15 protein-coding genes and 3 tRNA genes are annotated in these 24,109 nt (G+C 65.6%); 8 read left to right on the forward strand and 10 right to left on the reverse strand.

The genetic code is table 11. The features are described from left to right. Positions 1–70 precede the first annotated feature (70 nt). Positions 71–146: transfer RNA gene (locus tag H535_RS0109295), tRNA-Thr, on the forward strand. Positions 147–472: 326 nt separating this feature from the next. After that, the gene (locus H535_RS0109300) at positions 473–1,171 is read left to right on the forward strand and encodes a hypothetical protein (RefSeq protein ID WP_026819335.1); all 699 of its coding nucleotides are present in this window, start codon (positions 473–475) and stop codon (positions 1,169–1,171) included. Between the two features lie 16 nt (positions 1,172–1,187). On the opposite strand, the gene H535_RS0109305 is transcribed toward H535_RS0109300, so the two are convergent. Genes H535_RS0109305 through H535_RS0109315 form a run of 3 tightly spaced genes read right to left on the reverse strand, consistent with a single transcriptional unit; the run spans position 1,188 to position 3,380 of the window. Further along, positions 1,188–1,667, reverse strand: coding sequence for a hypothetical protein (locus H535_RS0109305; protein WP_026819336.1), 480 nt, complete (start codon positions 1,665–1,667; stop codon positions 1,188–1,190). After that, positions 1,667–2,347: a bacterial proteasome activator family protein gene (locus tag H535_RS24490; RefSeq protein WP_281171235.1), complete on the reverse strand. Its 681-nt coding sequence runs from the start codon at positions 2,345–2,347 to the stop codon at positions 1,667–1,669. Before H535_RS24490 ends, H535_RS0109305 begins: the two co-directional genes overlap by 1 nt. Positions 2,348–2,393: 46 nt before the next feature. Then, complete coding sequence (locus tag H535_RS0109315; protein ID WP_026819337.1) at positions 2,394–3,380, reverse strand: NAD(P)H-quinone oxidoreductase; 987 nt, start codon at positions 3,378–3,380, stop codon at positions 2,394–2,396. A 146-nt stretch (positions 3,381–3,526) separates the two neighbouring features. Between H535_RS0109315 and H535_RS0109320 the strand changes: the two genes are divergently transcribed. Continuing rightward, positions 3,527–3,614: transfer RNA gene (locus H535_RS0109320), tRNA-Ser, on the forward strand. 61 nt (positions 3,615–3,675) lie between these two features. On the opposite strand, the gene H535_RS0109325 is transcribed toward H535_RS0109320, so the two are convergent. Continuing rightward, complete coding sequence (locus tag H535_RS0109325; RefSeq protein ID WP_081416575.1) at positions 3,676–4,827, reverse strand: MFS transporter; 1,152 nt, start codon at positions 4,825–4,827, stop codon at positions 3,676–3,678. 305 nt (positions 4,828–5,132) lie between these two features. Here H535_RS0109325 and H535_RS0109330 point away from each other — a divergent pair, with 305 nt between their 5' ends. Beyond that, positions 5,133–9,698, forward strand: a complete 4,566-nt coding sequence (locus H535_RS0109330) for an ExeM/NucH family extracellular endonuclease (RefSeq protein ID WP_026819339.1) — start codon at positions 5,133–5,135, stop codon at positions 9,696–9,698. A 60-nt stretch (positions 9,699–9,758) separates the two neighbouring features. Here the strand turns inward: H535_RS0109330 and H535_RS24495 are convergent, their stop codons facing one another. Next, positions 9,759–11,750 carry an FAD/NAD(P)-binding protein gene (locus H535_RS24495; RefSeq protein WP_051298914.1) on the reverse strand — a complete coding sequence of 664 codons (1,992 nt, stop codon included), beginning with the start codon at positions 11,748–11,750 and terminating at the stop codon, positions 9,759–9,761. Between the two features lie 131 nt (positions 11,751–11,881). On the opposite strand from H535_RS24495, the gene H535_RS0109340 reads away from it, so the two are divergent. Then, positions 11,882–14,014: a prolyl oligopeptidase family serine peptidase gene (locus tag H535_RS0109340; protein ID WP_026819340.1), complete on the forward strand. Its 2,133-nt coding sequence runs from the start codon at positions 11,882–11,884 to the stop codon at positions 14,012–14,014. 61 nt (positions 14,015–14,075) lie between these two features. Further along, a tRNA-Ser gene (locus H535_RS0109345) sits at positions 14,076–14,164 on the forward strand. An 89-nt stretch (positions 14,165–14,253) separates the two neighbouring features. Here the strand turns inward: H535_RS0109345 and H535_RS24500 are convergent. The 5 genes from H535_RS24500 to H535_RS24515 form a co-directional block, all read right to left on the reverse strand. Next, entirely contained in the window at positions 14,254–15,879 is a 1,626-nt protein-coding gene (locus tag H535_RS24500; RefSeq protein WP_051298915.1) for an ABC transporter ATP-binding protein, read from the reverse strand. A gap of 2 nt (positions 15,880–15,881) precedes the next feature. Beyond that, positions 15,882–17,081 (reverse strand): DUF1611 domain-containing protein, encoded by a 1,200-nt coding sequence (locus tag H535_RS24505; protein WP_211236565.1) that lies wholly within the window; start codon positions 17,079–17,081, stop codon positions 15,882–15,884. Positions 17,082–17,209: 128 nt separating this feature from the next. After that, positions 17,210–19,198 (reverse strand): NlpC/P60 family protein, encoded by a 1,989-nt coding sequence (locus H535_RS27725; protein WP_211236566.1) that lies wholly within the window; start codon positions 19,196–19,198, stop codon positions 17,210–17,212. A gap of 55 nt (positions 19,199–19,253) precedes the next feature. Next, a complete protein-coding gene (locus H535_RS0109365; RefSeq protein ID WP_026819341.1) occupies positions 19,254–19,775 on the reverse strand; it encodes an O-acetyl-ADP-ribose deacetylase in 522 nt (173 codons plus the stop codon). A 150-nt stretch (positions 19,776–19,925) separates the two neighbouring features. Further along, a complete protein-coding gene (locus tag H535_RS24515; protein WP_035769008.1) occupies positions 19,926–22,112 on the reverse strand; it encodes a RecQ family ATP-dependent DNA helicase in 2,187 nt (728 codons plus the stop codon). Positions 22,113–22,209: 97 nt separating this feature from the next. Between H535_RS24515 and H535_RS0109375 the strand changes: the two genes are divergently transcribed. After that, positions 22,210–23,631: a phosphomannomutase/phosphoglucomutase gene (locus H535_RS0109375; RefSeq protein ID WP_026819342.1), complete on the forward strand. Its 1,422-nt coding sequence runs from the start codon at positions 22,210–22,212 to the stop codon at positions 23,629–23,631. Beyond that, positions 23,628–24,092, forward strand: coding sequence for a hypothetical protein (locus H535_RS24520; protein ID WP_051298921.1), 465 nt, complete (start codon positions 23,628–23,630; stop codon positions 24,090–24,092). Before H535_RS0109375 ends, H535_RS24520 begins: the two co-directional genes overlap by 4 nt. Positions 24,093–24,109: the final 17 nt, after the last annotated feature.

A 24,109-nucleotide genomic window follows, 5' to 3' on the forward strand; every position in this document is an offset into this window, starting at 1 on the left:
CGAAACCCCACCAGACGCTCTGCTAAAGTTGGTGCTTGCGTAAACTGCCGGTTCCTTCCGGGCACCGCAGGCCTCCTTAGCTCAGTCGGTAGAGCGTCTCACTCGTAATGAGAAGGTCACCAGTTCGATTCTGGTAGGAGGCTCCACTCGTGGATTCTCAAAGAAGGCCATGAACATCGTAATTTCGCTGTCTCACCCTATTGCAAATAGCCTCGGCAGTCGCCGCACCGAAACGACGTGCGCCCTAACGGAAGTCCCATGACGCAACGCTATAGCGCCGTGGAACAAGACTAATCGCCGGATGCCCCGCTGGACTGGCCGGGCCAACCTTGGCCGGCTTGATCGTAGATGAGCCTTTTCGTTGACGGGGATCATGGACACGTTTACTCTTGGTCTCACCTCAGGGCGGTTCCAACGCTGCCGGCCCATCTAACAGAAGAGACCCACCGTGTTCCGGAAATTATCGACCATAATGCTGGTAGGTCTCGCGCTGACAACTGGACTCACTGGCTGCTCCGGCCCCTCAGGCCCGACAGCAACCGAGACGGTTACCGCCACAGCGACGGTCACCGCCACCGAGACAGTCACCCTCCAGCCGCAACCGGACGAGGGGGACAATAGTCCCAAGGCCAAGCCGGAGCCGAAAATGGAACCGATGGACGAGCCCAAGGCTGCGCCGGAGCCGGGCCCCGAAACTGAGTCCGCCGAAACTGGAATGTCCCAGCGCGGCAACCTGATAAAGGCCATGGGTGAAGAAGCCAGCATACTCGACACGAACGGCGAACCCGCTGTGACGTTCACCGTTTACTCAATCACTGAGGGAACCTGTACCGGCGTGGCACCCGAACCCGCGACGAACGGCCACTACATGTTCCTGGATGTCTCCCTTGCAACATCCCCTAATCTGGTCGAAGGCTACGGGTCACCCGAGTTCGGCTTCACCGGCGGGTGGGAAGTAATCGGGCCGGCGGGACAGACATCCAACGCCGTATTGGAAACGTTCGGTGCCTACCAGTGCCTACCCCCAGCCCAGCAGTTGCCCTCATGGCTTGGCCCTGGCGAGGAGGCTCGCGGCATCGTCGTACTCGACTCCCCGCACCCGGCGGGGACATTCATGTTCCACGACTTGTTGACCCCCACCGGGTGGGAATGGGAGTACCCGGCCAGTTAATTGTTCCGTCCGGGGACTAACCAACCAGCAGCCGCTCCGCCTCTTCGACGCTCGCGGTGACCGTGGCGGCGCGGCGTTCCACGCTCTGAAACGCGGCCCCAGCGCCGGTGTCGGGGCCGTCGATACTTGCCTTGCCGCCGTCGAGCCGTGCCATCGCAACCGCTTCCGCCGTCGTCGCCAATGCGTTGCCCGCCCGGGACAAGGCTCTGTGCACTTCAGACAGGTAGCCGGCCTCGCTGGAGGGGACGTCCAGGTCGGCGCTGGGTGCGATCCGCTGCGCCTGAGTGCACACGGCCCGGACGCGTGGCAGCAGGTCGGCGAGGGTATTGGCGACGGGGACGAGGTCGGTATGCAACCGTTCGTCCTGCACGCCTTCCAGGATTTGGTGGAACCGGTCCAGTCCGCGGCGGAACCGGTCGTGGGCGCGGCGCCACACGCCCTTGCCGAGCTCGGCGTCGTCTTTTCGGCCCTGCCGGGCTGCGGCGAAAAGAGCCACTAAAGGTACTGCCCGGGCCGGTGGTGGCGATCTTCGTCCTGCTTGTTGGGGTCGGCGCGGGTGGGTTCGCCGTTCTCCCCAATGACGACCCCGGGAGCAATCATGGTCCCCGGCGGTAGTTGGCGCATCTGCACCCGCTGCTCGACCTGCTGGTTGGCCATCTGCTGGGCGGCTATGGCGGTCTGGATCCCGTGGAAGAGTCCTTCCAGCCACCCGACGAGCTGTGCCTGGGCCACCCGAAGTTCGGCGTCCGAGGGCCGGTCGTCGTCGGAAAACGGGAGGTTGATCCGGTGCAGCTCGTCGACGAGTTCCGGGGCCAACCCGTCTTCGAGTTCCCGCACCGAGCGCTCGTGGATTTCCACCAGCCTGCCCCTCGCCTTGTCATCCAAAGGTGCACTGCGCACCTCTTCGAGCAGCTGCCGGATCATGGTGCCGATGCGCATCACCTTGGCCGGCTCGTCCACCAGCTCGTGCAGTTTGGGAGGACGTCCTCCTTTGCCCTCGCCGGCTTCGGAGCCCTCATCGGAGTCGCTGATTTCGACGTCGGCACCGGCGACTCCGGCCTCGGATTCCTCGGAGACCATGCCCGCGACATTGGACTGCGGATCCTCGCCGGTGTTCTCTGCCGCAGCGTCGGAACCTGGGCGGGCAGCCGATCCATCAGTGTGCTCGTCACTCATGATGTCATGATCTCATGTTCCGTCCTGGCCCTATCAGCTGGCGCGATCACTGCATGGTGATCAGCACCTTACCCGTATGCTCGCCGGAGTCGAAGTAATCGTGGGCGGTGACAACATCCTCCAACGGGTAAGTCCGGTCCACCTGCGGACGGACTTTCCCGGAACGAATCAGTGGCCAGACATGCTCGCCGACCGCCTGCATGATCGTCGACTTTTCCTCCACGGGCCGCGCCCGCAGCGTGGTGCCAATGATCGCGGCACGCTTGCTCATCAGCTTGCCCAGGTTCAGTTCAGCCTTGGTGCCTCCCTGCAGGCCAATCACCACCAGGCGCCCGGCCACCGCCAGCGCATCGACGTTCTGGTCCAGATACTTGGCTCCGACGACGTCGAGAATCACGTCGGCGCCGCGGCCATCGGTGGCGTTGCGGATCTCTTCGACGAAATCGTGGGACCGGTAGTTGATCATTGTTTCGGCACCCAGGATCCCGGCCACTTCAAGCTTCTCCGTGGAACCGGCGGTGACAGCAGCGTGAGCTTCGAACGCCCTCACCAGTTGGACGGCCATGGTGCCGATCCCGCCTGCCCCTCCGTGGATGAGGACCGTCTCTCCCGGACGCACGGCAGCCGAGATGAAGAGGTTGGAAAAAACAGTTGCGGTCACTTCGGGCAGCGCGGCCGCCGTCGTAATGTCCATACCTTCGGGGACCGCAAGCACCTGACCGACCGGGGCCACCACCTGCTCGGCGTAACCTCCTCCAGCCAACAACGCGACGACGGCGTCCCCCACTGCGAAGTCCGACTCGCCCACTTCGGGACCCAGGGCAGCGACCGTGCCCGAGACCTCCAGTCCGGGCACTTCGGAGATTCCATCGGGCGGCGGATACAGCCCGCGCCGCTGCTGCACGTCCGCGCGGTTCAACCCGGCAGCGACGACGTCGATCAGGACTTCCCCGGGCCCTGGTTGCGGTGCGTCCGCTTCCCGCACCTCCAGAACCTCCGGTCCGCCGGATTCACGAATGTATACTGCCTTCATGGCACCTCCTGAGCGTCGTGCAGCGTCTACAGCGTCGTGCTGCGTCATGCAGTGTCGAGCTAGCGAGCGGCAACTGCGCAACACAGCGCCGTCGTTCCCTTAGGGTATTTTGTCTGACGCTGATACTTCATGCCACACTACTATCTGGAAGGTTGTCCGAGCGGCCGATGGAGCTGGTCTTGAAAACCAGTGGGCGGTTTCCCCGTCTCGTGGGTTCGAATCCCACACCTTCCGCTGTTGCCCGGCCCGGGATTATCCGGCCGGGCTTTTCTGCGCCCGCTTCCGGTTCCCTGTGCTACGTGGCGGGAACTTGGCGCAAGAAAACGGCCGCCGTCGTCGCCGCCAACAGTGCCAATGCGGCAGCAAAGAGTACGACGCCGGCCCAACCGAGGCTGTCCAGGAACAGGCCGCCGGCCCACCCCAGCAGACTGGAGCCGGCATAGTAGGACAAGTTGTACAGGCTGGACGCTTGGGCCTTTCCGGTGTGGGCCAACCTGGGCGTCCATCCTGACGCCACCGAATGAGCCGCGAAGAACCCTCCCGTGAAAATCAGCAGGCCCAGCAGGATCACCGGGATAGACGGCACCAGGGTGAGGCCAAGTCCGCCGAGGAGGACGGGGATACTGGTCAGCAGCACCGGCAGCCGGCCGTGCCGCACGGTCAGCCCGCCCGTCAGCCGTGAGGTGATCGTGCCCGCCAAATACGCCAGGAACAGCAGGCTGACCAGCGACGTCGGCAGGTTGAAGGGCGGCGATTCGAGCCGGAAGCCGAGGTAGTTGTAGACGGCCACGAACCCGCCCATCAACAGGAATCCCTGCGCATAGAGCGCGAGCAGGCGCGGCGACCGCAGGTTGATCAGGATTCTTCGCCACAGGTTCGGGCCCCGGCCGCTGACCGCTGGTTGGAAAGCGCGTGGAGTTGGAGCGAGCCAGACGAATACGACCGCAGCCAGTGCGGACACGATGCCGGCAGCGAGCACCCCGGCGCGCCAATCAAGCACTCCAGCGACCGGACCGGCGATCAACCGGCCGGCCAGTCCACCAATCGTGGTGCCGGCGACATAGGTCGCGGCGGCCACGGCGACGTGCATCCTCTGGACTTCCTCGTTGAGGTAGACGAGCGCGACGGCGGGAATTCCCCCGAGGGCCGCTCCTTGCAGGAAACGCAATGTCAGCATGGCGGCAAAGGTCGGCGCCAGGGGCACCAGCAACCCGCATGCGACGGCGAGGGCCATGGCCACGGTCATCGTGCGTTTGCGTCCGGCGCGGTCAGCCACCCAGGACCAGGGGATGACCGCGAGAGCCAAACCAATCGTGGAGGCGGAAACCGCCAGCGCGGCATCTGCGGCGCTGACACTGAAATCCGCCGCAATAGCCGTCAGCACGGCCTGGACCGAATAGAGCTGCGCAAAAGTCGCCACGCCGCCAAAGAGCAGAGCCCACAGCATGTTCCGGTATCCCCGGCTGCCCTTGGGATGGCCGTCCCACCTGTTGTCGTTGTCCGTGACTCTGCTCCTGATTAACGTGCCGAATCGCTCCGTGATGACCGTACCCCAACCGTTCGCCCAGCAACTGTTGGCTCGTAACGGTTTGTTCATCCCGCTGCTGTCCTCTGGAAAGGAGGACAACTTTTTCAAACGCATGTGTGGTTTTTGTCACACGCCTCACGTAGGTTCTTAAGCGGACCACTGCACCACGGTGGTTCGTGTCACTCGTGGCTTTATTGGGGCCACTCAAAGGAGAGTAATCGCGGATGAGTATCTCGTCATGGAGGGCTGCGCTGGGAACTGCGCTGTCGGTGGGGCTGATCGCAGCACCGGTGGCTGCGTTACCGGCGACGGCCGAAGAGCCGGCCGCCCCGGCAGCAACGGACGGTAACGGCGTCGTCATTAATGAGGCGTACACCAACGCCGGCAGCAGCAACGCTGCCTTTTCCCACAAGTTCGTGGAACTGTACAACCCCACAGACCAACCGGTCAGCCTGGACGGCTGGTCCATTCAGTACCGCTCGGCCAGTGGAGAGAGCGCGCCGACGTCGGTCATCGAACTGGACGGCGAAATAGCGGCGCAGAGCCACTATCTGGTGCAGGGAAGTTCCAACAACGGTGACAACGCCGAGGGGGCTCCACTGCCGGCTGCCGACGTCATCGACCCGGCGCTGAATACCAGCGGAACGCACGGCACGCTGATCCTCAGCGACACCGCCACAGCGCTGGGTTCGCTGGGCACCGGCTCCATCACCGGCCACGCGGATGTAGTGGATCTGCTGGGGTACGGATCGACCAACACGTTCGAAACGGCGCCGGCTCCGGCACCGTCGAGCAATTCCGACCCGAAGTCCATTAACCGCACCGATGCCATCGACACCGATGACAATTCCGCCGACTTCACGCTGAGCGCAGGGGTGACGCCGACCAACGCCGCCGGAGTGACGGGAGACCCGGCAGACGGCGGCAACAATGGCGGCGACGACGGCGGCGATCCGCAGCCGGGCGGCGAAATGGCCATCGCCGGCATTCAGGGCACCGGCTCTGCCAGCCCGGTGAAGGGCAAGACCGTCACCACCGAGGGCAAGGTCACTGCGGTCTACCCGACCGGTGGCTTCGACGGGTATTACATCCAGACGCCCGGAACCGGCGGCAGCCTCGACCCCGACACCCATGACGCCTCGCACGGGTTGTTCGTCTACTCACCGGGTACGGTCGCTGACGTCCAGATCGGCGATTTCGTCCAGGTACAGGGAATCGTCAAGGAGTACCACGGACTCACCGAACTGTCGGTCAAAGCCGGAGGGCTGACCCAGCTGGACACGGCTGCCGAAGAGGTCAAGGCTGCGACAGCCGCACTGCCGGCCACCAGCGCCGGGCGCGAGGACCTGGAGGGAATGCTGCTGGCGCCGCAGGGCGAATACACCGTCACCGGCAACTACCAGCTGAACCGCTACGGCGAAGTCCGGCTGGCTGCCGGCACTAAGCCTTTGGTGCAGCCGACGGCGGTGGCGCCCCCTGGCAGCGACCGCGCCCTGGAGGTGGAGGCCGACAACAACGCACGGGCGGTGACCCTCGACGACGGCGCAAGCACCGACTTCATGTCGAACGGGGACCAGCCGCTGCCGTACCTGACGATGAAAGAACCGGTACGGGTAGGGTCCTCGGTGGACTTCGAAACCGGCGTCATCTTCGATTACCGCTTCGAGGCCTGGAAGTACCAGCCGCTGACTCAGCTGACGCCCGGCAACGCCGACAGCGTCCAGCCGGCCGGCTTCAGCAATACCCGCGCCAGCTCCCCCGAGCCGGTGGGCGGCGACATCCAGCTGGCCTCGTTCAATGTACTGAACTACTTCTCCACCACCGGTGATGAGCTGTCCGGCTGTGAGTACTACACGGACCGGCAGGGGAATCCGATCACCGTCAGCGGCGGCTGCGAAGCCCGCGGCGCGGCCAATGACGAGAATCTCAAGCGGCAGCAGGACAAGATCGTCGCCGCGATCAACTCCCTGGGCGCCGAAGTCGTTTCGCTGGCGGAGATCGAAAACTCGGCCGCGTTCGGCAAGGACCGGGACGCGGCGTTGGCGGATCTGGTGGCTGCGCTCAACGCCGCCGCCGGCGATGTGTGGGACTACGTGGAGTCGCCGGCCGAGACGCCAGTCAACGAAGACGTGATCCGCACTGCCTTCATTTACAAGAAGGCCGCCGTCGAGACCGTCGGCAAATCGCAGATCCTGCTGGGCAGCGAAGCCTTCTCCAATGCCAGGGAACCGCTGGCTCAGGCGTTCAAGCCGGTCGGCGGAAGCGCTGCCTCAACGTTCGTCGCGATCGCGAACCACTTCAAGTCGAAGGGCTCCGATCCCGAGGACGGCGGCCCGAACTCGGACCAGGGTGACGGCGCCGGAGCGTGGAACGCCAAGCGGACCGAACAGGCCCGGGCACTGGTGGAGTTCGCGGACTCCGTCAAGCAGCAGGTCGGCACCGAGCTGGTGTTCCTGATGGGTGATTTCAATTCCTACCGGATGGAAGACCCGATCCAGGTCCTGCGCGATGCCGGGTACGTCAACCAGGGCGCGAAGACCGGTGAACATACCTACGTTTACGACGGCGCAGTCGGCTCGCTGGACTACATCTTCGCCTCCGCGGCGGCAGATGCCATGGTCAGCGGTGCCGATATCTGGAACATCAACTCGGTCGAATCCGTCGCCATGGAGTACAGCCGGTACAACTACAACGTCACCAACTACTACGCACCGGACGTCTACCGGTCCAGCGATCATGATCCGATTCTCGTTGGACTGAACTTTGAACAGCCGGGCGACGGCACGACGACTGAAATCAACCTGCTGGGGATCAACGACTTCCACGGTCGGATTGATTCAGACACCGTGAATTTTGCCGGCACTATCGAACAGCTCAAGGAGGATGCCCCCGACGGGCAGACGGCCCTGCTCTCGGCCGGGGACAACATCGGCGCGTCGGTGTTTGCCTCCTCCAGCCAGGGCGACCGACCGACGCTGGACGTGCTCAATGCCCTGGGCATGAAGGCATCGGCCGTGGGCAACCACGAATTCGATAAGGGATGGCCGGACCTGCGGGACCGGGTCGGCGAGCTGGCCGACTTCCCGTATTTGGGAGCCAACGTGTATGCGGCCGGCACCACCGACCCGGTGATGGATGAGTACGCCATTATCGACCTCAACGGAGTGAAGGTCGCCGTCATCGGAGCGGTCACCCAGGAAACCCCCAGCCTGGTGAGCCCCGGCGGGATTGCCGACCTTGACTTCGGTGATCCGGTTGAGGCGGTGAACCGCGTGGCCCAGCAGATCGAGGAGCAGGATCTGGCTGACGTCACGGTCGCCCTCTACCACGAGGGTGCCCCGGCCGGGATGCCCGACGGCACCACCCTGGAGGAGCAGGTCGCAGCCGGCGGTGCCTTCGCCAGCATCATCACCGAAACCAGCCCGTTGGTTGACGCGATGTTCACCGGGCACACCCACCAGCAGTACGCGTGGGATGCGCCGGTTCCCGGATCGGCCAATGAGACCCGGCCGGTGGTGCAGACCGGCAGCTACGGGGAGTTCATCGGCCAGATCCAGCTAACGGTGGACGCGGCCACCGGCGAGGTTGTCAGCTACGAGGCGGCGAACGTGCCCCGCACGGATGCCGCACCGGAGGACCTGATTGCCACCTACCCGGCGGTGAAAGAGGTAAACGACATCGTCGAGGCTGCCCTCGCCGAAGCGGAAGAGATTGGTTCGCAGCCTGTCGGTGAAGTGACCGCCGATATTACGACGGCGTTCTCCGGAACCGGAGAGAATCGTGTCCGCGATGACCGGGGATCCGAATCCGCGCTGGGACATGTGGTGGCCGATGCGCTGCTTCAGACCCTCAGCGCCGAGGATTTGGGCGGCGCGGAAATCGGGGTCACCAACCCCGGCGGCCTGCGCGCGGAGCTCTGTGACAGCGAGAAAGGTGTTCCAAGCCCCGAGGGCGATCTCTGCGATGGCGGTTCAGACGGTGTGATCACTTACGCCGAGGCGAACGCGGTGCTGCCGTTCGTCAACAACCTCTGGACCACCACGCTGACTGGCGCCCAGGTCAAGACGATGCTGGAGCAGCAGTGGCAGCCCGAGTCCGCTTCGCGTCCGTTCCTGGCACTGGGCCTGTCCGAGAATGTCTCCTACACCTTCGACCCCGACCGGCCGAAGGGCGACCGCATCCTGTCCGTGACGGTCAATGGTGAGCCGTTGGACCCTGAGCGTGGCTACCGCATTGGCACGTTCAGCTTCCTGGCCCAGGGAGGTGACAACTTCACCGTCTTCACCGAGGGGACCAACACCAAGGACTCCGGTCTGATCGACCGCGAAGCGTGGATCGACTACTTGGAGACCAACAGCCCGGTCTCGCCGGACTTCTCGAAGCGGGGCATCATCGTCCGGAACGCGCCCGAGTCGGTCGAGGCCGGCCAGCAGGTCAGCTTCGACGTGTCGAACCTGGACATCGCTTCGCTGGGTGCACCGGAGATCTCCGAGTTGACGGTGGAATACGTCGATTCAACGGGCACCGCGCAGGTCCTCGCCAAGGAACCCGTGTCCAACGGGTCTGCCAGCGTCAGCGTCGATATTCCATCGAACGCTTCAGGCACGGCCACCCTGTTGCTCTCGGCCACCCCGACGGACACCGAGGCGTCGATCCCCCTGGAGGTGACGGCAGGTTCCGGCGGCCAATGTACTGTTCCGGATCCGCCGGACAACTGGTGGAATATCGGGGCCTGGATCAGATACGCAGCTGCGCTTACCGCGTATCTGTCATGTGTATTTGGAGGCTGATGGGCAAATAGCAACTGATGGGCCCGGGTTTTCGTCCGGCGGGGGCGGCACCCGGGCCCATCAACTGTATTCGACGGTCATCGAACAGCCGCCGGCGTCAGTAGCGCGCCGCATGATATCCGCGGCAATATCATCGGCGTCCTTCAGGGTTCGCGCTCCGGATTCGGGGTTTCCGCCGGCCTGTGCCGCAATGGCAGTTCCCCACTGCACCGACGACAGCTGCAAGCCGAGCGCGTAGAGGCCCTCATGGTGCCGGCCGCTCATCATCCGCAGCCGGTAAGGCGGTGCCGTCACATCAAGCCCGCTGGTGGCCACCGGCGTCTCTTCGATGGAGACCATCATTTTGGGCCGGGCCAACCCGTCGTCGAGCAGTTGCCGCAACAGCGGCGAGACGTTCACCGTCACGTTGTTCGCCGGCATCATCGCCTCGACCATCTGGCCGGCGGCGACGGCGCCGCCGCGGACCCAGGGAGAGGAAGCGGTGAATAGCCCGGTCCGTTCATCTATGTGGAATTTGGGGTCGGGACCGATGAAGTGCACCAGCCCGGCGCGGGCCAGGGCGGCGATCTGTTCGATCCGAAGCGCCGGCGGGCCGCTGGCCAGCCCTTCGACGAATGGTTCGAACCATCCACGCAATTCGTTCAACCAGGATGAGTCGGTGAGACCGCCGTCGGCCACCACCGTTTTGACCACCGAACGGGCGGCATTCAGCGCGCCGATGGCCATTTTCAGCGGATCATCCTCCCCCGCCGCGGACCCGGCGGCATCCGCCTCCAGATGCTGGAGTACAGCCGCATCGTGGTCCGCTGGACTTTCAAAGTGCCGCCGCGAGAACGGGTGTGCGAGATGCCGGATGTGCAACTGGTCATCCGGCGCCACGTGCTGGTCGATCAACCGGTCAGCCACCCGCTCCCACGGTTCGGCACCGGCCGTGACTCCGGCGGAAAGGATTTCGTCCAGCTGCGGCATGAAGGTATCCGGGCCCTGCCGGAACGCTGACGGCCGCACCCGCGCCATGGTCTGGTAATACGTCCAGACCGCGTCCCGGTGCATCAGCGGCCACAGGTCGTGGTCGAAGGCCGGCTGGATCCCGCTGGCCGCCAAGCGTCCGGCACGTTCCGGGGTCAAGAACCGCAGCTTCACGCGGCGCGGGATGTAGGTGGTCAGGTTGGCCTTGGCCCGGTACGGCGTGCCGCGCCGGGAGCCGCCATAGAGCACGGGTTCGGCCCCCGACGGCTCATACCTCAGCGCCTGGTCGGGCCCGTCGCCGGATTCGACGAACTTGCCGCCACGACCCACGGTCAGCTGCATCATCATGTCGAAGAAGTTCAGCCCCAGTCCCCGCGCCAGCACCGGTTCCCCTGCGGGGAAGGCCGACCAGTCGACGTCGGCGGGGATGGCCGGCGGACGGTAGCGCAGGCCAAGCCTTGCCGCGGAACTCAGCAGTGCCTGCTGGTCGGGCCGCAACCCCGCCGGCAGGTGCCCCAGGGCCAGCACCACGCTGTCCGCGACCAGGTCCGGGCCGTCGTTCAGCTCGATTTCCAGCCCGCCGGCCGTCTGGTTCACCCGTACCGCCTCGGTGGCATGGACCGTCAGGCTGACGTCGCCGCGGCAGTGTGCCGCCAGGCATTCAAACATCCAGCGCAGGTACCGCCCGTACAGCGCACGGCTGGCGAACCCGGCTGCATCCAGTCCGGCCAGTTCCTTCACATCGTCATCCGAGAGCCCGACCCTCTCGTCCGGGCCGCCCTGTAGCAGCTGCTGCCGCCACTGCTCAAAACTCAGGCCGGCCACGGGAGCCGCATCAAACATCGTCCCCGGGGACAACGTGGGAAACAACGACGGCGTATTCATCAGAAAGTGCCGGGACTGACCCGGGCGCCACACATGCCCGGCACCGGGCGGGTACGGGTCGATCAGGTCGATGTGCAGGCCGACGCCGGGTCCGCGCTGCCGCTGCGCAGCGGCATGGGCCAGCAGCCGTTCCAGAACGGACGTGCCGCGGGGACCAGCGCCGATCAGCGCAATCCTGTGGGTCCGTTCTTTTGCCATGCGTCTAGGCTATCGGCCCTGCGCGGTCCTCCGGCCGCTGGCGGGACCTGTCCGGCCGGCCCCGCCGGCGGTCCCGGCCCGATCAGCCATGGTGGGTTACCCCGGGTGCCGGCACGTGGCAGGATTGGCGTATGGTCTCTGAATCCCGCACTGCCGCCGACCCTGCCCCTGACGCCGCACCCGCCGTCGTCGACCATAACCCGCCCGATGAATTCCAATGGTTGGAAGACATTCACGGCGATGAACAACTCAGCTGGGTCGCCGAGCAGAACGCCCGCACCGATGACATGCTGCACTCGGCCGGCTACGAGGACCTCGAACGCAGCGTGCTGGAAGTGCTCGATTCCAACGACCGGATTCCAATGGTCACCAAGCGCGGCGACTTCTACTACAACTTCTGGCGGGACGAGGAACACCCGCGGGGACTGTGGCGGCGCACCACGTGGCAGAGCTACCAGAGCTCCGACCCGGACTGGGAGGTGCTGCTCGACGTCGACCGGCTCGCCCGCGTCGAAGAGACCGAGTGGGTCTTCGCCGGCGCCAGTCTGCTGCGCCCGGATTATGCGCGGGCCTTGATCTCGCTGTCCCCCGACGGCGGGGACGCGAAGGCGGTGCGGGAGTTCGACGTCGAATCCCGCAGCTTTGTCGAGGGCGGATTCGACCTGCCCAGCGCCAAGACCAGCGTCAGCTGGGTCGACCGGGACACCATTTACGTCGGCACCGACTTCGGGCCCGGGTCCATGACGACGTCGTCCTATCCGCGCACCAACCGCAAGCTGCGCCGCGGCCAGAGCCTGGACGACGCCGAGCTGGTCTTCGAGGTGGAGGACGACCACATGATGGCCATCCTCGTCCGCGATCTCACACCCGGCTACGAACGTGACATTGCCCTGGACATTGTCGATTTCTACAGCCGGCGCAACTACGTGATGACCGACGGCGGATGGCAGCACATCGACGTGCCCGACGACGTCAATGTGGACCTGCACCGCGACTGGATCCTGTTCCGACCGCAGACGACGTGGCAGCTGCAGGGCACCACGCATCCGGCCGGGTCGCTGCTCGCGGCCGGCCTGGACGATTTCCTCGCCGGCGGGCGCGACCTGACCGTGTTGTTCACCCCGGACGAGAACACCGCCCTGCAATCGTGGAGCTGGGCGGCTGATCACCTGCTGCTGAACCTGCTGCAGGACGTCTCGTCGGCGGTCCGCGTGCTGACGCCGGGACCGCACGGCTGGTCCGAGGCAGCACTCGACACCGCGCCGCCGCTGCACGCCGTCGACGCATTCGCGGTCGATGATGAGGATCCGGAGGCCGGCAACGACTACTGGCTGGTGGTCAGCGGCTACCTCACCCCCACCACACTCAGCCGCGGCACCATCGGCGGGTCGGCAACGGAAGTGAAGACCTCGCCGTCGTACTTCAACACCGACGACTACGTGGTGGAACAGCATTTCGCCACCTCCCGGGACGGCACCCGGGTGCCGTACTTCCAGGTCTGTAGCAAGGATCTGGAGCTCGACGAGTCCAACCCGACGCTGCTGTCCGGATATGGCGGGTTCCAGATTCCGCGCACACCTGCCTACAGCGGCGCCACCGGACGCAGCTGGCTGGAACGGCGCACCGCACCCGACGACGACGGGAACCGCCGCGGCGGGGTGTACGTGGTGGCCAACATCCGCGGCGGGGGTGAATACGGCCCCGGATGGCATCGGGCGGCCCTGCAGGAGAACCGGCCCCGCGCCTACGAAGACTTCGCCGCCGTGGCCGAAGACCTGATCGAGAGGGATGTCACCTCCCGGAAGCATCTGGGTTGCGAGGGGCGCAGCAACGGCGGGCTGCTGGTGGGCAACATGCTCACCGGATACCCGCACCTGTTCGGCGCGGTCTCCTGCGGGGTGCCGCTGCTCGACATGCGCCGCTACACGAAGCTGTCTGCCGGTTATTCATGGATTGCCGAGTACGGGGATCCAGACGACGAAGAGCAGTGGCAATTCATCAGCACCTTTTCGCCGTACCATAACCTGCGCGACGGGGTGGATTACCCGTCGGTGTACATCTACACAGCCACCAGCGACGATCGTGTGGGTCCGGTGCAGGCACGGAAGATGACCGGCAGGATGGCGGCGATGGGGATTCCCAACGTGTGGTTCTACGAGTCGACCGAAGGCGGCCACGCCGGGGCAACCGATAATCGGCAGGCGGCACGGCTGCACGCCTCGTCCCACGAATTCCTGTGGAAGGCCACCACGGGTCAGCTGTAGCGGGGCGTTTTGCCCTCACTGGTCATCTCTAGATAGTCTTAGCACGCTGGATGCCAGCGTTGGAGACGTGCCAGAGCGGCCGAATGGGCTTCACTGCTAATGAAGTGTGGGTTCCGCCCACCGAGGGTTCAAATCCCTCCGTCTCCGCCATATGAGACGCCGCGTCATTGTGATTGATGTCCGGCCTCGCCAAACCCCCGGTCTGCGGACCGGGGGTTTTTGCATCTCAGCCTCATCGGTCAGGCGGATTCGGCTTCGTCGTCCTGCGGCAGTGACGCCACGGCGCCCGCAGCAGCGTCGGCCTGTACGTCGACGTCGGCCTCCACCTGTTCCAGTTCAGCAGTCGCCGGAACCAGAATGACGACTCCGGGATAGCTGCGGACCAGCTCGCGCAGCATCACTCTGCCCTCGTGGTCCAGCTCGGCGTCGATCCGGTTCAGCACCAGCAATGGCGGATCCCCCAACGAAGCCCGGGCCACCATCAGGCGCGCACGCTGCGAGATGGTCAAGGGCTCGCCACCGCGCTTCAGGCGCGTCCGCTCGCCGTCGGGAAGGGCTGCTACCGTAGCGGACAATCCCGCCTTGTCGAGCGCCTCGCTGCCTTCTTCCGCGTCCAGCTCAGGGCGGCGGTAGCGAACGGCGCGGGCAATAGTGCCACGCTCCAGCACCATTGACGCGGCCGCGTATCCGACAAGCATTCTCCGGTCACGCCCGGATGCGGCGCACAGGTCCACGCCCGCCACCATGGTCTGCACACCCGGATCGGTTCGCAGCCCCAGCATGCGTTCAACCACGTCGGTCGACTGCGCGGGGTCCGTGGACCGGACCACGATGCGCTCGCGGCGCAGCAGCCGGAGCGGCACCGTGTCATCGCAGGTGCGGCCGGACAAGCCTGAAATCTGGACCAGGCTGTCGCGGGGGCCGATCCGCTCCGGCGGTTCCTGCCGGGGTCTTTCCGCCACCGCACCCGCGGCCAGCGCCGGCCCCAGGATCCGCCGTGCGGCCTTGAAGTTCTGGCGGTACTCAATCACCCGGCCCATGTCCGACACCGGCGCCGCGATAATACCAACGATAGTGAGAGCGCCGGCGACCGTCGCCGTGGGGACTGCCTGCGTGGTTCCGACCACCGCAACGGCAGCGCCGGACAGGGCGGCCGCCGCAGCGGCCGCGCCGCGTATCCACCCTGCGGTAACCGCCCGGTTGACCGCCGCGCTGGCCACGGTCCAACCGATCTTGTTGACCTGCTTGACCTCACGCTCGGCGCCTCCGGCAGAACGGATGGCGCCCGAAGCGGCAACCGTGTCGGCAATATGGGCGGCCAGCTTCCCGCGCTTGCGCCGCAGTGCCCGCGCCCGCCGGTAGGCAGGGCCAGCCAGCAAGGCCAGCGTTGCCGCCATCAGCGCCAGCGGGACGACGACGGCGATGGCCAGCGGCGGTGCCAGCAGCCAGAGCGCAACGGATGTGCCCAGGATCAGCGGAATACCCACCGCCAACGGCGAGATTCCCATCGCAACCCAATTGCGCACACTCGACAGGTCGTTGGTGGTCCGGGCAATGGTGATACCGGCCGATGGACCGCGGTCCCCGACGAGGCCTGCTTCCACCAGCCCGACGCGGATCTGGTGAATGTAGTCCTGGCCGAGCCGCTCGGCCAGGATCCGCTCACCGGCCCGCAAGCCGCCGGTACCAAGCCCGGCCAGCAGCAGTCCGCCCACCGTTACCGGCAGCGGAAACCGGCCCCCCGATCCGAGCATCCAGGTCATCAGCACCGCGCTGATGCCCGCGAGCGCTGCCATTCCGACGCCGGAGAGCACCAACAGGCCCATCAGCTTCCGGCGCCGTCCGGCGAGGAGTTTTGGCAACATGGCTACGCCCGTTCCTGGACCGCCACGGAAGGAACCTCAGCGATCGCAGCTGCGGCAGGCACCGTCGTCGGGCTCCACTCACCCACTGCGGCCACTGGAGCCGTGTGGCGAGCAGGCAGCAAACTGAGTGCCGTAGCGGGCCGGCACAGATCGAAAGTGCTGATGACCGGTGCGGTGAGCACGGCGGAGGCTTCCTGCGCCGCCAGCGGCGAAGCGGTGACCAGCCCGGAAACGGCTGCCACGTGCACGCCAGCCTTGTCGAGCACCTGCAGACCGCCTGCCGCACCCAGGGAGTCGGCAGCCGAGAACACCACATGGTCCACGGCCTGCTGGAACACGGGGTCGCGCAGCAGCCGGGCCGTTTCGCCCTGGTACACGCCGTCGGCGATCTCGATCACCACCGCATCCGTGGTGGTCAGGGTCAGTGCATCGATCATGCTCGTCAGCAACGAACGGACCGTCTCATAGTCGACCTTGAACGTGGTGGGATACCCAAAATCGGTGAAGTCCAGCACGTGAGTGGCGCCGCTGTCCTCGAAGAGCCGAGGGTCGTTCCCGGCGCCGGTGCCGGTTGCCTTGCCCGCCGAGACGTTCAGCCCGGCCGATGTCAGGCCCTTGACCAGACACCCCAGCGTGGTGGACTTGCCGGAGTTCATGGACGTGCCCAGCACCGCGATGACCGGAGGACGGCCGGGCTGCTCCTGCGTGGGCTGGATGCGGTGCGGTGCTGCGTCCCGCAAATTCACCGGACGTCCTTCACGAGCCAACAGACCCACCGGGGAGATCGACGTCGCCGGTTTGATGTCTGCATGCTGCTCCAGCACCAGCGAGGCAAGTCCGCCGCCGGCAACCAGCTGGCAGTCGTCCAGGTTGGAGGGGACGACGGAGTGGAACTGGTCCGGCGCGTAGCGGTCGCCGTAGGCGACGAGGATCTCGTCACCGACGAACATCGTCTGGCGCCGCGACACCGGAGACTCCAGCCGGGTGTGCTGGCCGATCTCGGTCACTCGGGCCAGGACGACGTCTCCGGCCTGCGGCGCGACCTCGGTCAGCAGCTCGAAGTCGTCGGGGTTCTCCTCGATCGTCGCGGAGACGAAGCGGGTGGTGTAAGCCTTCTTGGCTGACAGCAACCGGTCGGGATCGATCGGAGCGGTGCCGGGGGTGGGGAGGTGGTGAACTGCGGGCTGGGTGGGGATGGACATGTGAGACTCCTTTGTTGGTTTCCGTTCACTATCCATAGAACAGAACCAATATGAGTCGATCATGTGCCGAAGATTAGTCCCTTCTCATCTGTCCGTAAGATCCCGTCTGCTTGCGCCTGAAAGCAGCGTCACTGCGGCGATTCCAGGCGATTAACCTGCACCAGCTCGGCCTCGTGTTCCGCGACTGTGAATTCTGCCACTTTTCCGGCCGGGGAGGCCCACACGGCCTTGCCGGCGCCCGTCTCATCGACGCCGACATAGACAGCCACCCTCAGGGACCCGTCTTCGGCGGCGGGGTAGAACAGCAGGTCCCCGGGAAACAGCCCATTAACGGAGTCGACCGACTTACCGAGCTTCAGGTACGTATCCGGAATCTCAGTCGGCTGGTATCCGGCGCTGAGGAGCACGGTCTCGATGAAGGCCGCAGGGTCCAGTGCCTGGCCGACCTGGCTCTGCGCGGCTTCGACGGCGGCCAGCGGATTCACGGTTGGGGGCTCCGAAGCCGTTGACGAGTCCTCCGGTGACGGCTTGGTTGTCGGCTCGTCGGTCGAGTTTGGCGAATCCGTTGTCGGCTCGTTTGTCTCGGCTTCCGCATCCGTATTAGTCGGCTCCGGGGTAGGCTCGTCTGTCGCGGTTGGCGTCTCCGGCAGTTTCGACTCGTCCGTCGGCTGTTCCGACTTGGTCGGCCCATCGTCAGAGGACGCTTCTTCAGTAGACTCCTCGGCCGTTGACTCGTCTGTCGGCTGTTCCTCCGTTGCGGGTGGATCCTCCTCAGTCGGAGTGGTCGTATCAGAGGGGTCTGTCTCGGACTTGTCGGCGGCGGCGCCTTCCTCGACATCGGAGTTGTCGCCGCCCCCCTGGTCGTCAGGATTATCGGCCCCGTCCGTGGGCAGGGCGGGACTCGGCTTCGGGTGCTGTTCCTGGTCCTGTTCCTGGCCCCGGTCGTCCTCACCCGAATCCAAATGGGACTCATTACTCTGCTCCGGCTGCCGGTCTTCGTCCTGCTGAGTGTCGTTCTCACCATGTCGGTCGTGCCGGTCTCCTCCGCCGGTCCGCTCCTGTTCCGGTGCCGGACGGAGACTCGCCTGCGCAGGCGGGTCGTTCCGGGGTGACGTGTCCTTATGCTTCGGAGCGGGCGCACTGTCCCGTTTCGTGCGCGGCTCGTCGTCCCGCTTGGGGGCTGGATCTTTGTCCCGCTTCGGGTCAGACGCGTTGTTCTGGTCCTTGGAGTCCCCGACTGTGGGGGCCTCAGGTGGCCCGCCTTGCTGGGGCGCGGATGCTTGAACCGGAGGCTGCCACGGTGCCGGCAACGAGTCGGGAGACTCTGGACCGGCGGACACGTTGGTGGTGAAGAACCACGACGTACCGGGCGGGCCGACCGAGTGCAAAATCGTGCCCTGCTGAGGATTGAGCGCACTGATCATCATCCCGTTGCCCACGTAGATTCCGACGTGCGCCCAGTGGTTTGGCCCGTCCGGGCGTTGGGTCACCAGATCTCCCGGGGACGGCGTCGTCGTCGGCGTCAAGGCCTCCCACTGGCTGACCCGCGGCAGCGCAATACCGGCCTGCGCGTAGGCCCACTGCACAAACCCCGAGCAGTCCCAGCCGTTGGCGAAGCTGGTGCCTCCCCACACATAGGGATGGCCGAGTCCCGCATACGCGTATTGGACGACGGCGGACAAGTCTCCGTTAACGGCGCTGGCAGGTTGTCCATATCCGCCAACGGAGCCCCAGCCCGACCCGGGAACACCTTCAGCTCCCCAGCCTGACCCGGGAAAGCCCCCGGCGCCCCAGCCCTGCCCGGCGCTGCCGCCGGCCTTCCAGCCTGACCCGGGCTGGGAGAAGAGCGTTGAGGTCCGATCGAAGGAGAGGTGCACCGACGGCGATGCGGTTACTGAGGCCGGTGACACCGTCGTGGCCGCACCCGGTGCCGGCTGATGCTGCACTGGCGGGCCCTGGAACAACAGTCCGGCCCCAAGCAGCACGCCACACGACAGCCCAACTGCCGGAGCGAGTTTCGGCACGCCGGCCAATATCGATGACGACGCCTTGTGCCGGCCCTCGCGGGACGGTGTTACGGACTTTCCGGAAGACGCCGGTTCGAGACTTGATGACATGCAACAGCCCCCTCTGTACACCTGCGTTAATCGTACTGTGACCAGCGACGTACGGCTATAGCAAGGCGGGAGAAATTATCTGCGCATCGGACTTTGAAAATGCCACCAGCCGAATGTCGGCCAGGCTGCTGCCGGGGTGGGACCGCAAGTATTCCCGGATAGTTCCGACGGCGATGTCCGCCGCCTCGTGCTTCGGGTATCCGTACACCCCGGTGGAGATCCCGGGAAAGGCGATGCTGGTTGCGCCCAGTTCGTCGGCCAGGGACAGGCTGTTGCGATAACAGGCGGCCAGTAGGTCAGGTTCGGCGCCGTCGTGCCTGCCGTAGACCGGCCCCACGGTGTGGATCACGTGAGCGGCGGCCAATTGGTAGCCGGCCGTCGCTTTGGCTTCGCCGACGCCGCATCCGCCAAGCGTCCTGCATTCTTCCAGCAGCCCCTGCCCCGCGGCCGAATGGATGGCTCCGTCCACTCCACCGCCGCCGAGCAGCGAGCCGTTCGCCGCGTTGACGATCACATCCACGTCCTGGACGGTGATGTCACCTGTCACTACTTTGAGCCGTTCATCATCCATAGTCATCCATCCCGCCGTGACGGGCCGCAGCAGCGTTCCCCTACAAGGCCGCGGCATTTGGTGTTATATCCGAAGCTCGCACACTCGACTCCGAGCATCAAGAGATGTGCCGGGCGGCCGGAAGCAGCGGAACCGTCGGACGCCTGTGCCTGCTGCCTACCCCTTCACCGCGAGCGCGAAGGGCAGCACAGGTCCGGTCCCTGCGCGTCGCAACGCCCTGCCGGCAACGGTCATGGTCCAGCGGCTGTCCACCTGGTCGTCGACGAGCAGCACCGGCTGTCCTGAATACGCCTGCAGGGATTCGGCGAGACCGTCCCCGACAGTGAACATCTCCCAGACGGCTCCGAGCCGGAAGGCGCTGTTTCCTCCGGGTTCGCCCAGGGGCCCGTCCATTTCCATGGTGAGCGCGCCCAGGTACGGCAATTGTCCGACGCCGGCGAGTCCTCGCGCCAGGGACTCGACTATCTGCGGTTTGCTCCTCGAGGGAATGCTGACCACCGCAACGGGCCGCTCACTCCAATCCCATTGCGCCAGTACGCCAACGCAGGCCTTGAGCATAGCCGCGTCGATGTCACGGTCCGCCGCCCCGGCGGCAAAGACCTCCCGGAGGGAGGTGCCCCAGCCCAGATCGGTGAGCCGGGCCAGCGCGCGGCCGCGTTCCAATCGTTCGCTCTCCGGGATCTTGCCCTTCACATCGATGCTCAGGCGCGGCATGCCCTGCGGCCACATGGCCCGCGGTTCCAGTGCGACGCCGGCCCGCTGCAGGGAGTCGCCGGCCGCCCCGGCCGCGTCTTCACCGATCTGAGTGGGAAACCAGGCGCCGGCGCAGTTGTCACACCGCCCGCATGGCCCGGCCGTATCGTCGTCCAATGCCGTGGTGAGGAACTGCATCCGGCAGCCGTCCATCGCTTCATAGTCGAGCATCGACTGCTGCTCGCGTTCCCTGGCCTCTGCGATGCGCTGGTACCGGGGATGATCGTACGTCCATCCCGCGCCGGTGGATGTCCACCCGCCCGCGGTCCGTTCCACGGCCCCGTCCACGGAGAGCACCTTGAGCAGCAGCTCCAAGGGAGTGCGACGCAGGTTCACCAATGCTTCAAGCGCCGACGACGACAGTGGCTTCGGCGCCTCCTCCAAGGCGCGCAGCACGTGGTTGCTCTTCTCCTCGGAAGGCATGGATGCAGTGGCGAAATAGCGCCAAATGTCGCGGTCTTCGGCACCGGGAAGCAGCAGCACATCCGCGTTGTCGGTGGCCCGTCCCGCGCGGCCCACCTGCTGGTAGTACGCCACCGGCGATGAAGGGGCCCCGAGATGCACGACGAACCCCAGGTCCGGTTTATCGAACCCCATGCCCAGGGCACTGGTCGCCACCAGCGCCTTGACCTCGTTGGCCTTGAGCCGTCGCTCGGCTTCCTCCCGGTCGGCCGGATCTGTCCGGCCGGTGTAGGCCAGCACGTTGTGTCCGGCCTCGGCCAACAACCGGGCGGTGTCTTCGGCCGCAGATACGGTCAGGGTGTAAATGATGCCGGATCCGGTCAGCGACTCCAGGTTGGATAACAGCCATGCCAACCGGTCCTTAGTGGACTGCAGCCGCAATACGCCCAACCGCAGTGAGTCGCGGGCAAGCTGTCCGCGGATGCTCAACGATTCGCCGCCCAGCTGCTCCTCAATGTCGCGCACCACCCTCGAATTGGCCGTCGCCGTCGTCGCGAGCACCGGAACGGATGCCGGCAACCGGTCGATCAGGTCCCTGATTCGGCGGTAATCTGGGCGGAAGTCATGACCCCAGTCGGAAATGCAGTGTGCCTCGTCGATGACCAGCAGACCCATCCGGCCAACCAGGTCGGGCAGCTGTTCGTCCCTGAACCTGGGATTATTGAGCCGTTCGGGAGAAACCAGCAGCACGTCCACCTGGTCGGCCTCGAGCCGCTGGCGGATCTCATCCCACTCGTGTTGGTTGGCCGAGTTGATGGCCATCGCGCGCACGCCGGCCCGTTCGGCAGCCGCCACCTGGTCGCGCATCAGTGCGAGCAGGGGCGAGACAATCAGCGTCGGGCCCGCACCGCGGGCGCGCAGCAACAGGCTGGAAACGAAATAGACAGCTGATTTTCCCCATCCGGTCCGCTGCACCACCAGCGCGCGGCGTCCCTCGGCCACCAGGGCGTGCACCGCCTCGTACTGCCCGGGATGGAATTCCGCTGCGGTGGAACCGACCAGCCGCCGCAGCAGCTCTGTCGCCTCGGCCTGCAATGTCCCTCCATCAGCACCGTCAGTGCCCGCCTCCGCCGTCGTCGTCGCCGCCGCCGTCGTCGGTGCTGCTGGCGTTGTTCCTGTTTCAACCATGCTGCCAGTCTCTCAGCCGCCCCCGGCAAAATTCCTCCCCGGACGGACCGCTGTGGATAACCCCCCAGCGGGGCGGTTTACGGATTAGGCTGGGCTGGTGAGCACAACCAATGACCTTTCTCCGTCTTTCAAGGCCTACGACATCCGGGGCATCGTCGGTGAGACCATCACCGAGGACATCGTGGAGGCTATCGGCGCCGCATTCGTCGAGGTCCTTCAGCTGGCCGGACAGAACGTGCTGGTCGGCGGCGATATGCGCCCCTCCTCCCCCGGCTTCTGCCGCGCCTTCGCCAACGGCGCCGCGGCCCGGGGTGCGGAAGTGCAGCTGCTCGGACAGATTTCCACGGACGAGCTCTACTACGCCTGCGGCGCCCTGAGCGCGGCCGGCGCGACGTTCACCGCCAGCCACAATCCGTCCGAGTACAACGGAATCAAGCTGGCCAAAGCCGGAGCCGTCCCCGTCTCGTCCGAGACCGGGCTGGTCGAAATCCGCGAGCAGGCCGAGGCGTATCTGGCGTCCTCCATCCCGGTGGCGGACACCCCGGGCGGCATCGGGGTCCATGACGTGCTGGGCGACTACGCCGACTACCTCCGTTCACTGGTCGACTTGAGCGACTCCCGCCCGCTCAAGGTGGTGGTCGACGCCGGCAATGGAATGGCCGGATTGACGACGCCGGCGGTGCTGGGGGAAGCCATCCTGGGTCCGCTGCCGCTTCAGATCGTGCCGCTGTATTTCGAGTTGGACGGCTCGTTTCCCAACCATCCGGCCAATCCGCTGGAACCGGAGAATCTGCGGGACCTGCAGGACGCCGTCGTCAAACACGGTGCCGATATTGGGCTGGCGTTCGACGGCGATGCGGACCGCTGCTTCGTGATCGACGAAAACGGCTCTCCGGTCAGCCCCAGCGCCATCACCGCGCTGGTGGCGCTGCGCGAAATCGCCCGCGCCCGGCGGGGCAGCAACCTGCGCCCGCCGGAGGAGACGCCGGTGATCATCCACAACCTCATCACCTCCAAGGCGGTGCCCGAGCTGGTCACCGCTGCAGGCGGGCGCCCGGTGCGGACCAGGGTGGGGCACTCGTTCATTAAGGCGCTGATGGCTGCCGAGGGCGCGGTCTTCGGCGGCGAACACTCCGCGCACTACTACTTCCGGGACTTCTACAACGCCGACACCGGAATGCTGGCCGCCATGCATGTGCTGGCCGCCCTGGGCGAAACTCAGACCCCGCTCTCGGCGCTCGCGGCCGACTATGATCCCTACGTCGCCAGCGGGGAAGTCAATTCCCGCATCGAAGACGTCCCCGCCGCCGTCTCCCGGGTGCGCCAGTCCTATGCCCGGGACGGTGTAGCGGTTAATGAGCTCGACGGGCTGACGTTTATCCGCGAAGATGGCCAATGGTGGTTTAACCTGCGGGCTTCGAACACCGAGCCATACCTGCGGCTGAACGTTGAAGCCGTGGATCAGCCCACGATGGAGAACGTACGCGATGACGTTCTCGGATTGGTACGGAATACGTGAGCTCAGAGCAACCAGAGCCTGCGGCCGACGGCGGAACTGATCCGTCGGCCTGGGTGCAGGAAGACTTGAACAAACTAATGGGCACAGCCCTGGGCATGGCCCAGGAACAACTCGAGGACCAGGGCGCCTTCCTGCCGGCTGCTTTAGTGGTGGGCAACGACGGCGGCATCCGCATGGTCGCTGTCTCACCGGCCAATGACGACGAGGATGTCGACGCCGACATGATGATCAACGACCTGTACAAGGTGCTCGGCGAACAGCGCAGTGAACACCGCGCGGTTGCCGTGGTCTCGGATGTGCATCTGCCCGACGAAGCCACCGATGCGATCTTTGTCGCGACCGAACATTCCCAGGGAGTTGCGGTCGCAGCCGTCCAGGCGTACTCACAGCAGGAAGACAGTTCCTGGACCTTCGCCGAACCGCAGTGGGAAGGCGCGGGACGGCAAGTCTGGGAAGACTGAAATCACTGCGAATACGG

The sequence above is a fragment of the Arthrobacter castelli DSM 16402 genome, from assembly GCF_000430705.1.
In the GTDB taxonomy this organism is placed as follows: domain Bacteria; phylum Actinomycetota; class Actinomycetes; order Actinomycetales; family Micrococcaceae; genus Arthrobacter_C; species Arthrobacter_C castelli.

Coding starts and splice junctions, on each gene's coding strand:
- H535_RS0109340 (WP_026819340.1), top strand. CDS start 11,882: ATGGTCTCTGAATCCCGCACTGCCGCCGACCCTGCCCCTGACGCCGCA.
- H535_RS24505 (WP_211236565.1), bottom strand. CDS start 17,081: ATGTCCATCCCCACCCAGCCCGCAGTTCACCACCTCCCCACCCCCGGC.
- H535_RS24495 (WP_051298914.1), bottom strand. CDS start 11,750: ATGGCAAAAGAACGGACCCACAGGATTGCGCTGATCGGCGCTGGTCCC.
- H535_RS0109315 (WP_026819337.1), bottom strand. CDS start 3,380: ATGAAGGCAGTATACATTCGTGAATCCGGCGGACCGGAGGTTCTGGAG.
- H535_RS27725 (WP_211236566.1), bottom strand. CDS start 19,198: ATGTCATCAAGTCTCGAACCGGCGTCTTCCGGAAAGTCCGTAACACCG.
- H535_RS24490 (WP_281171235.1), bottom strand. CDS start 2,347: ATGAGTGACGAGCACACTGATGGATCGGCTGCCCGCCCAGGTTCCGAC.
- H535_RS0109325 (WP_081416575.1), bottom strand. CDS start 4,827: ATGCTGTGGGCTCTGCTCTTTGGCGGCGTGGCGACTTTTGCGCAGCTC.
- H535_RS24500 (WP_051298915.1), bottom strand. CDS start 15,879: ATGTTGCCAAAACTCCTCGCCGGACGGCGCCGGAAGCTGATGGGCCTG.
- H535_RS0109365 (WP_026819341.1), bottom strand. CDS start 19,775: ATGACTATGGATGATGAACGGCTCAAAGTAGTGACAGGTGACATCACC.
- H535_RS0109330 (WP_026819339.1), top strand. CDS start 5,133: ATGAGTATCTCGTCATGGAGGGCTGCGCTGGGAACTGCGCTGTCGGTG.
- H535_RS24515 (WP_035769008.1), bottom strand. CDS start 22,112: ATGGTTGAAACAGGAACAACGCCAGCAGCACCGACGACGGCGGCGGCG.
- H535_RS0109300 (WP_026819335.1), top strand. CDS start 473: ATGCTGGTAGGTCTCGCGCTGACAACTGGACTCACTGGCTGCTCCGGC.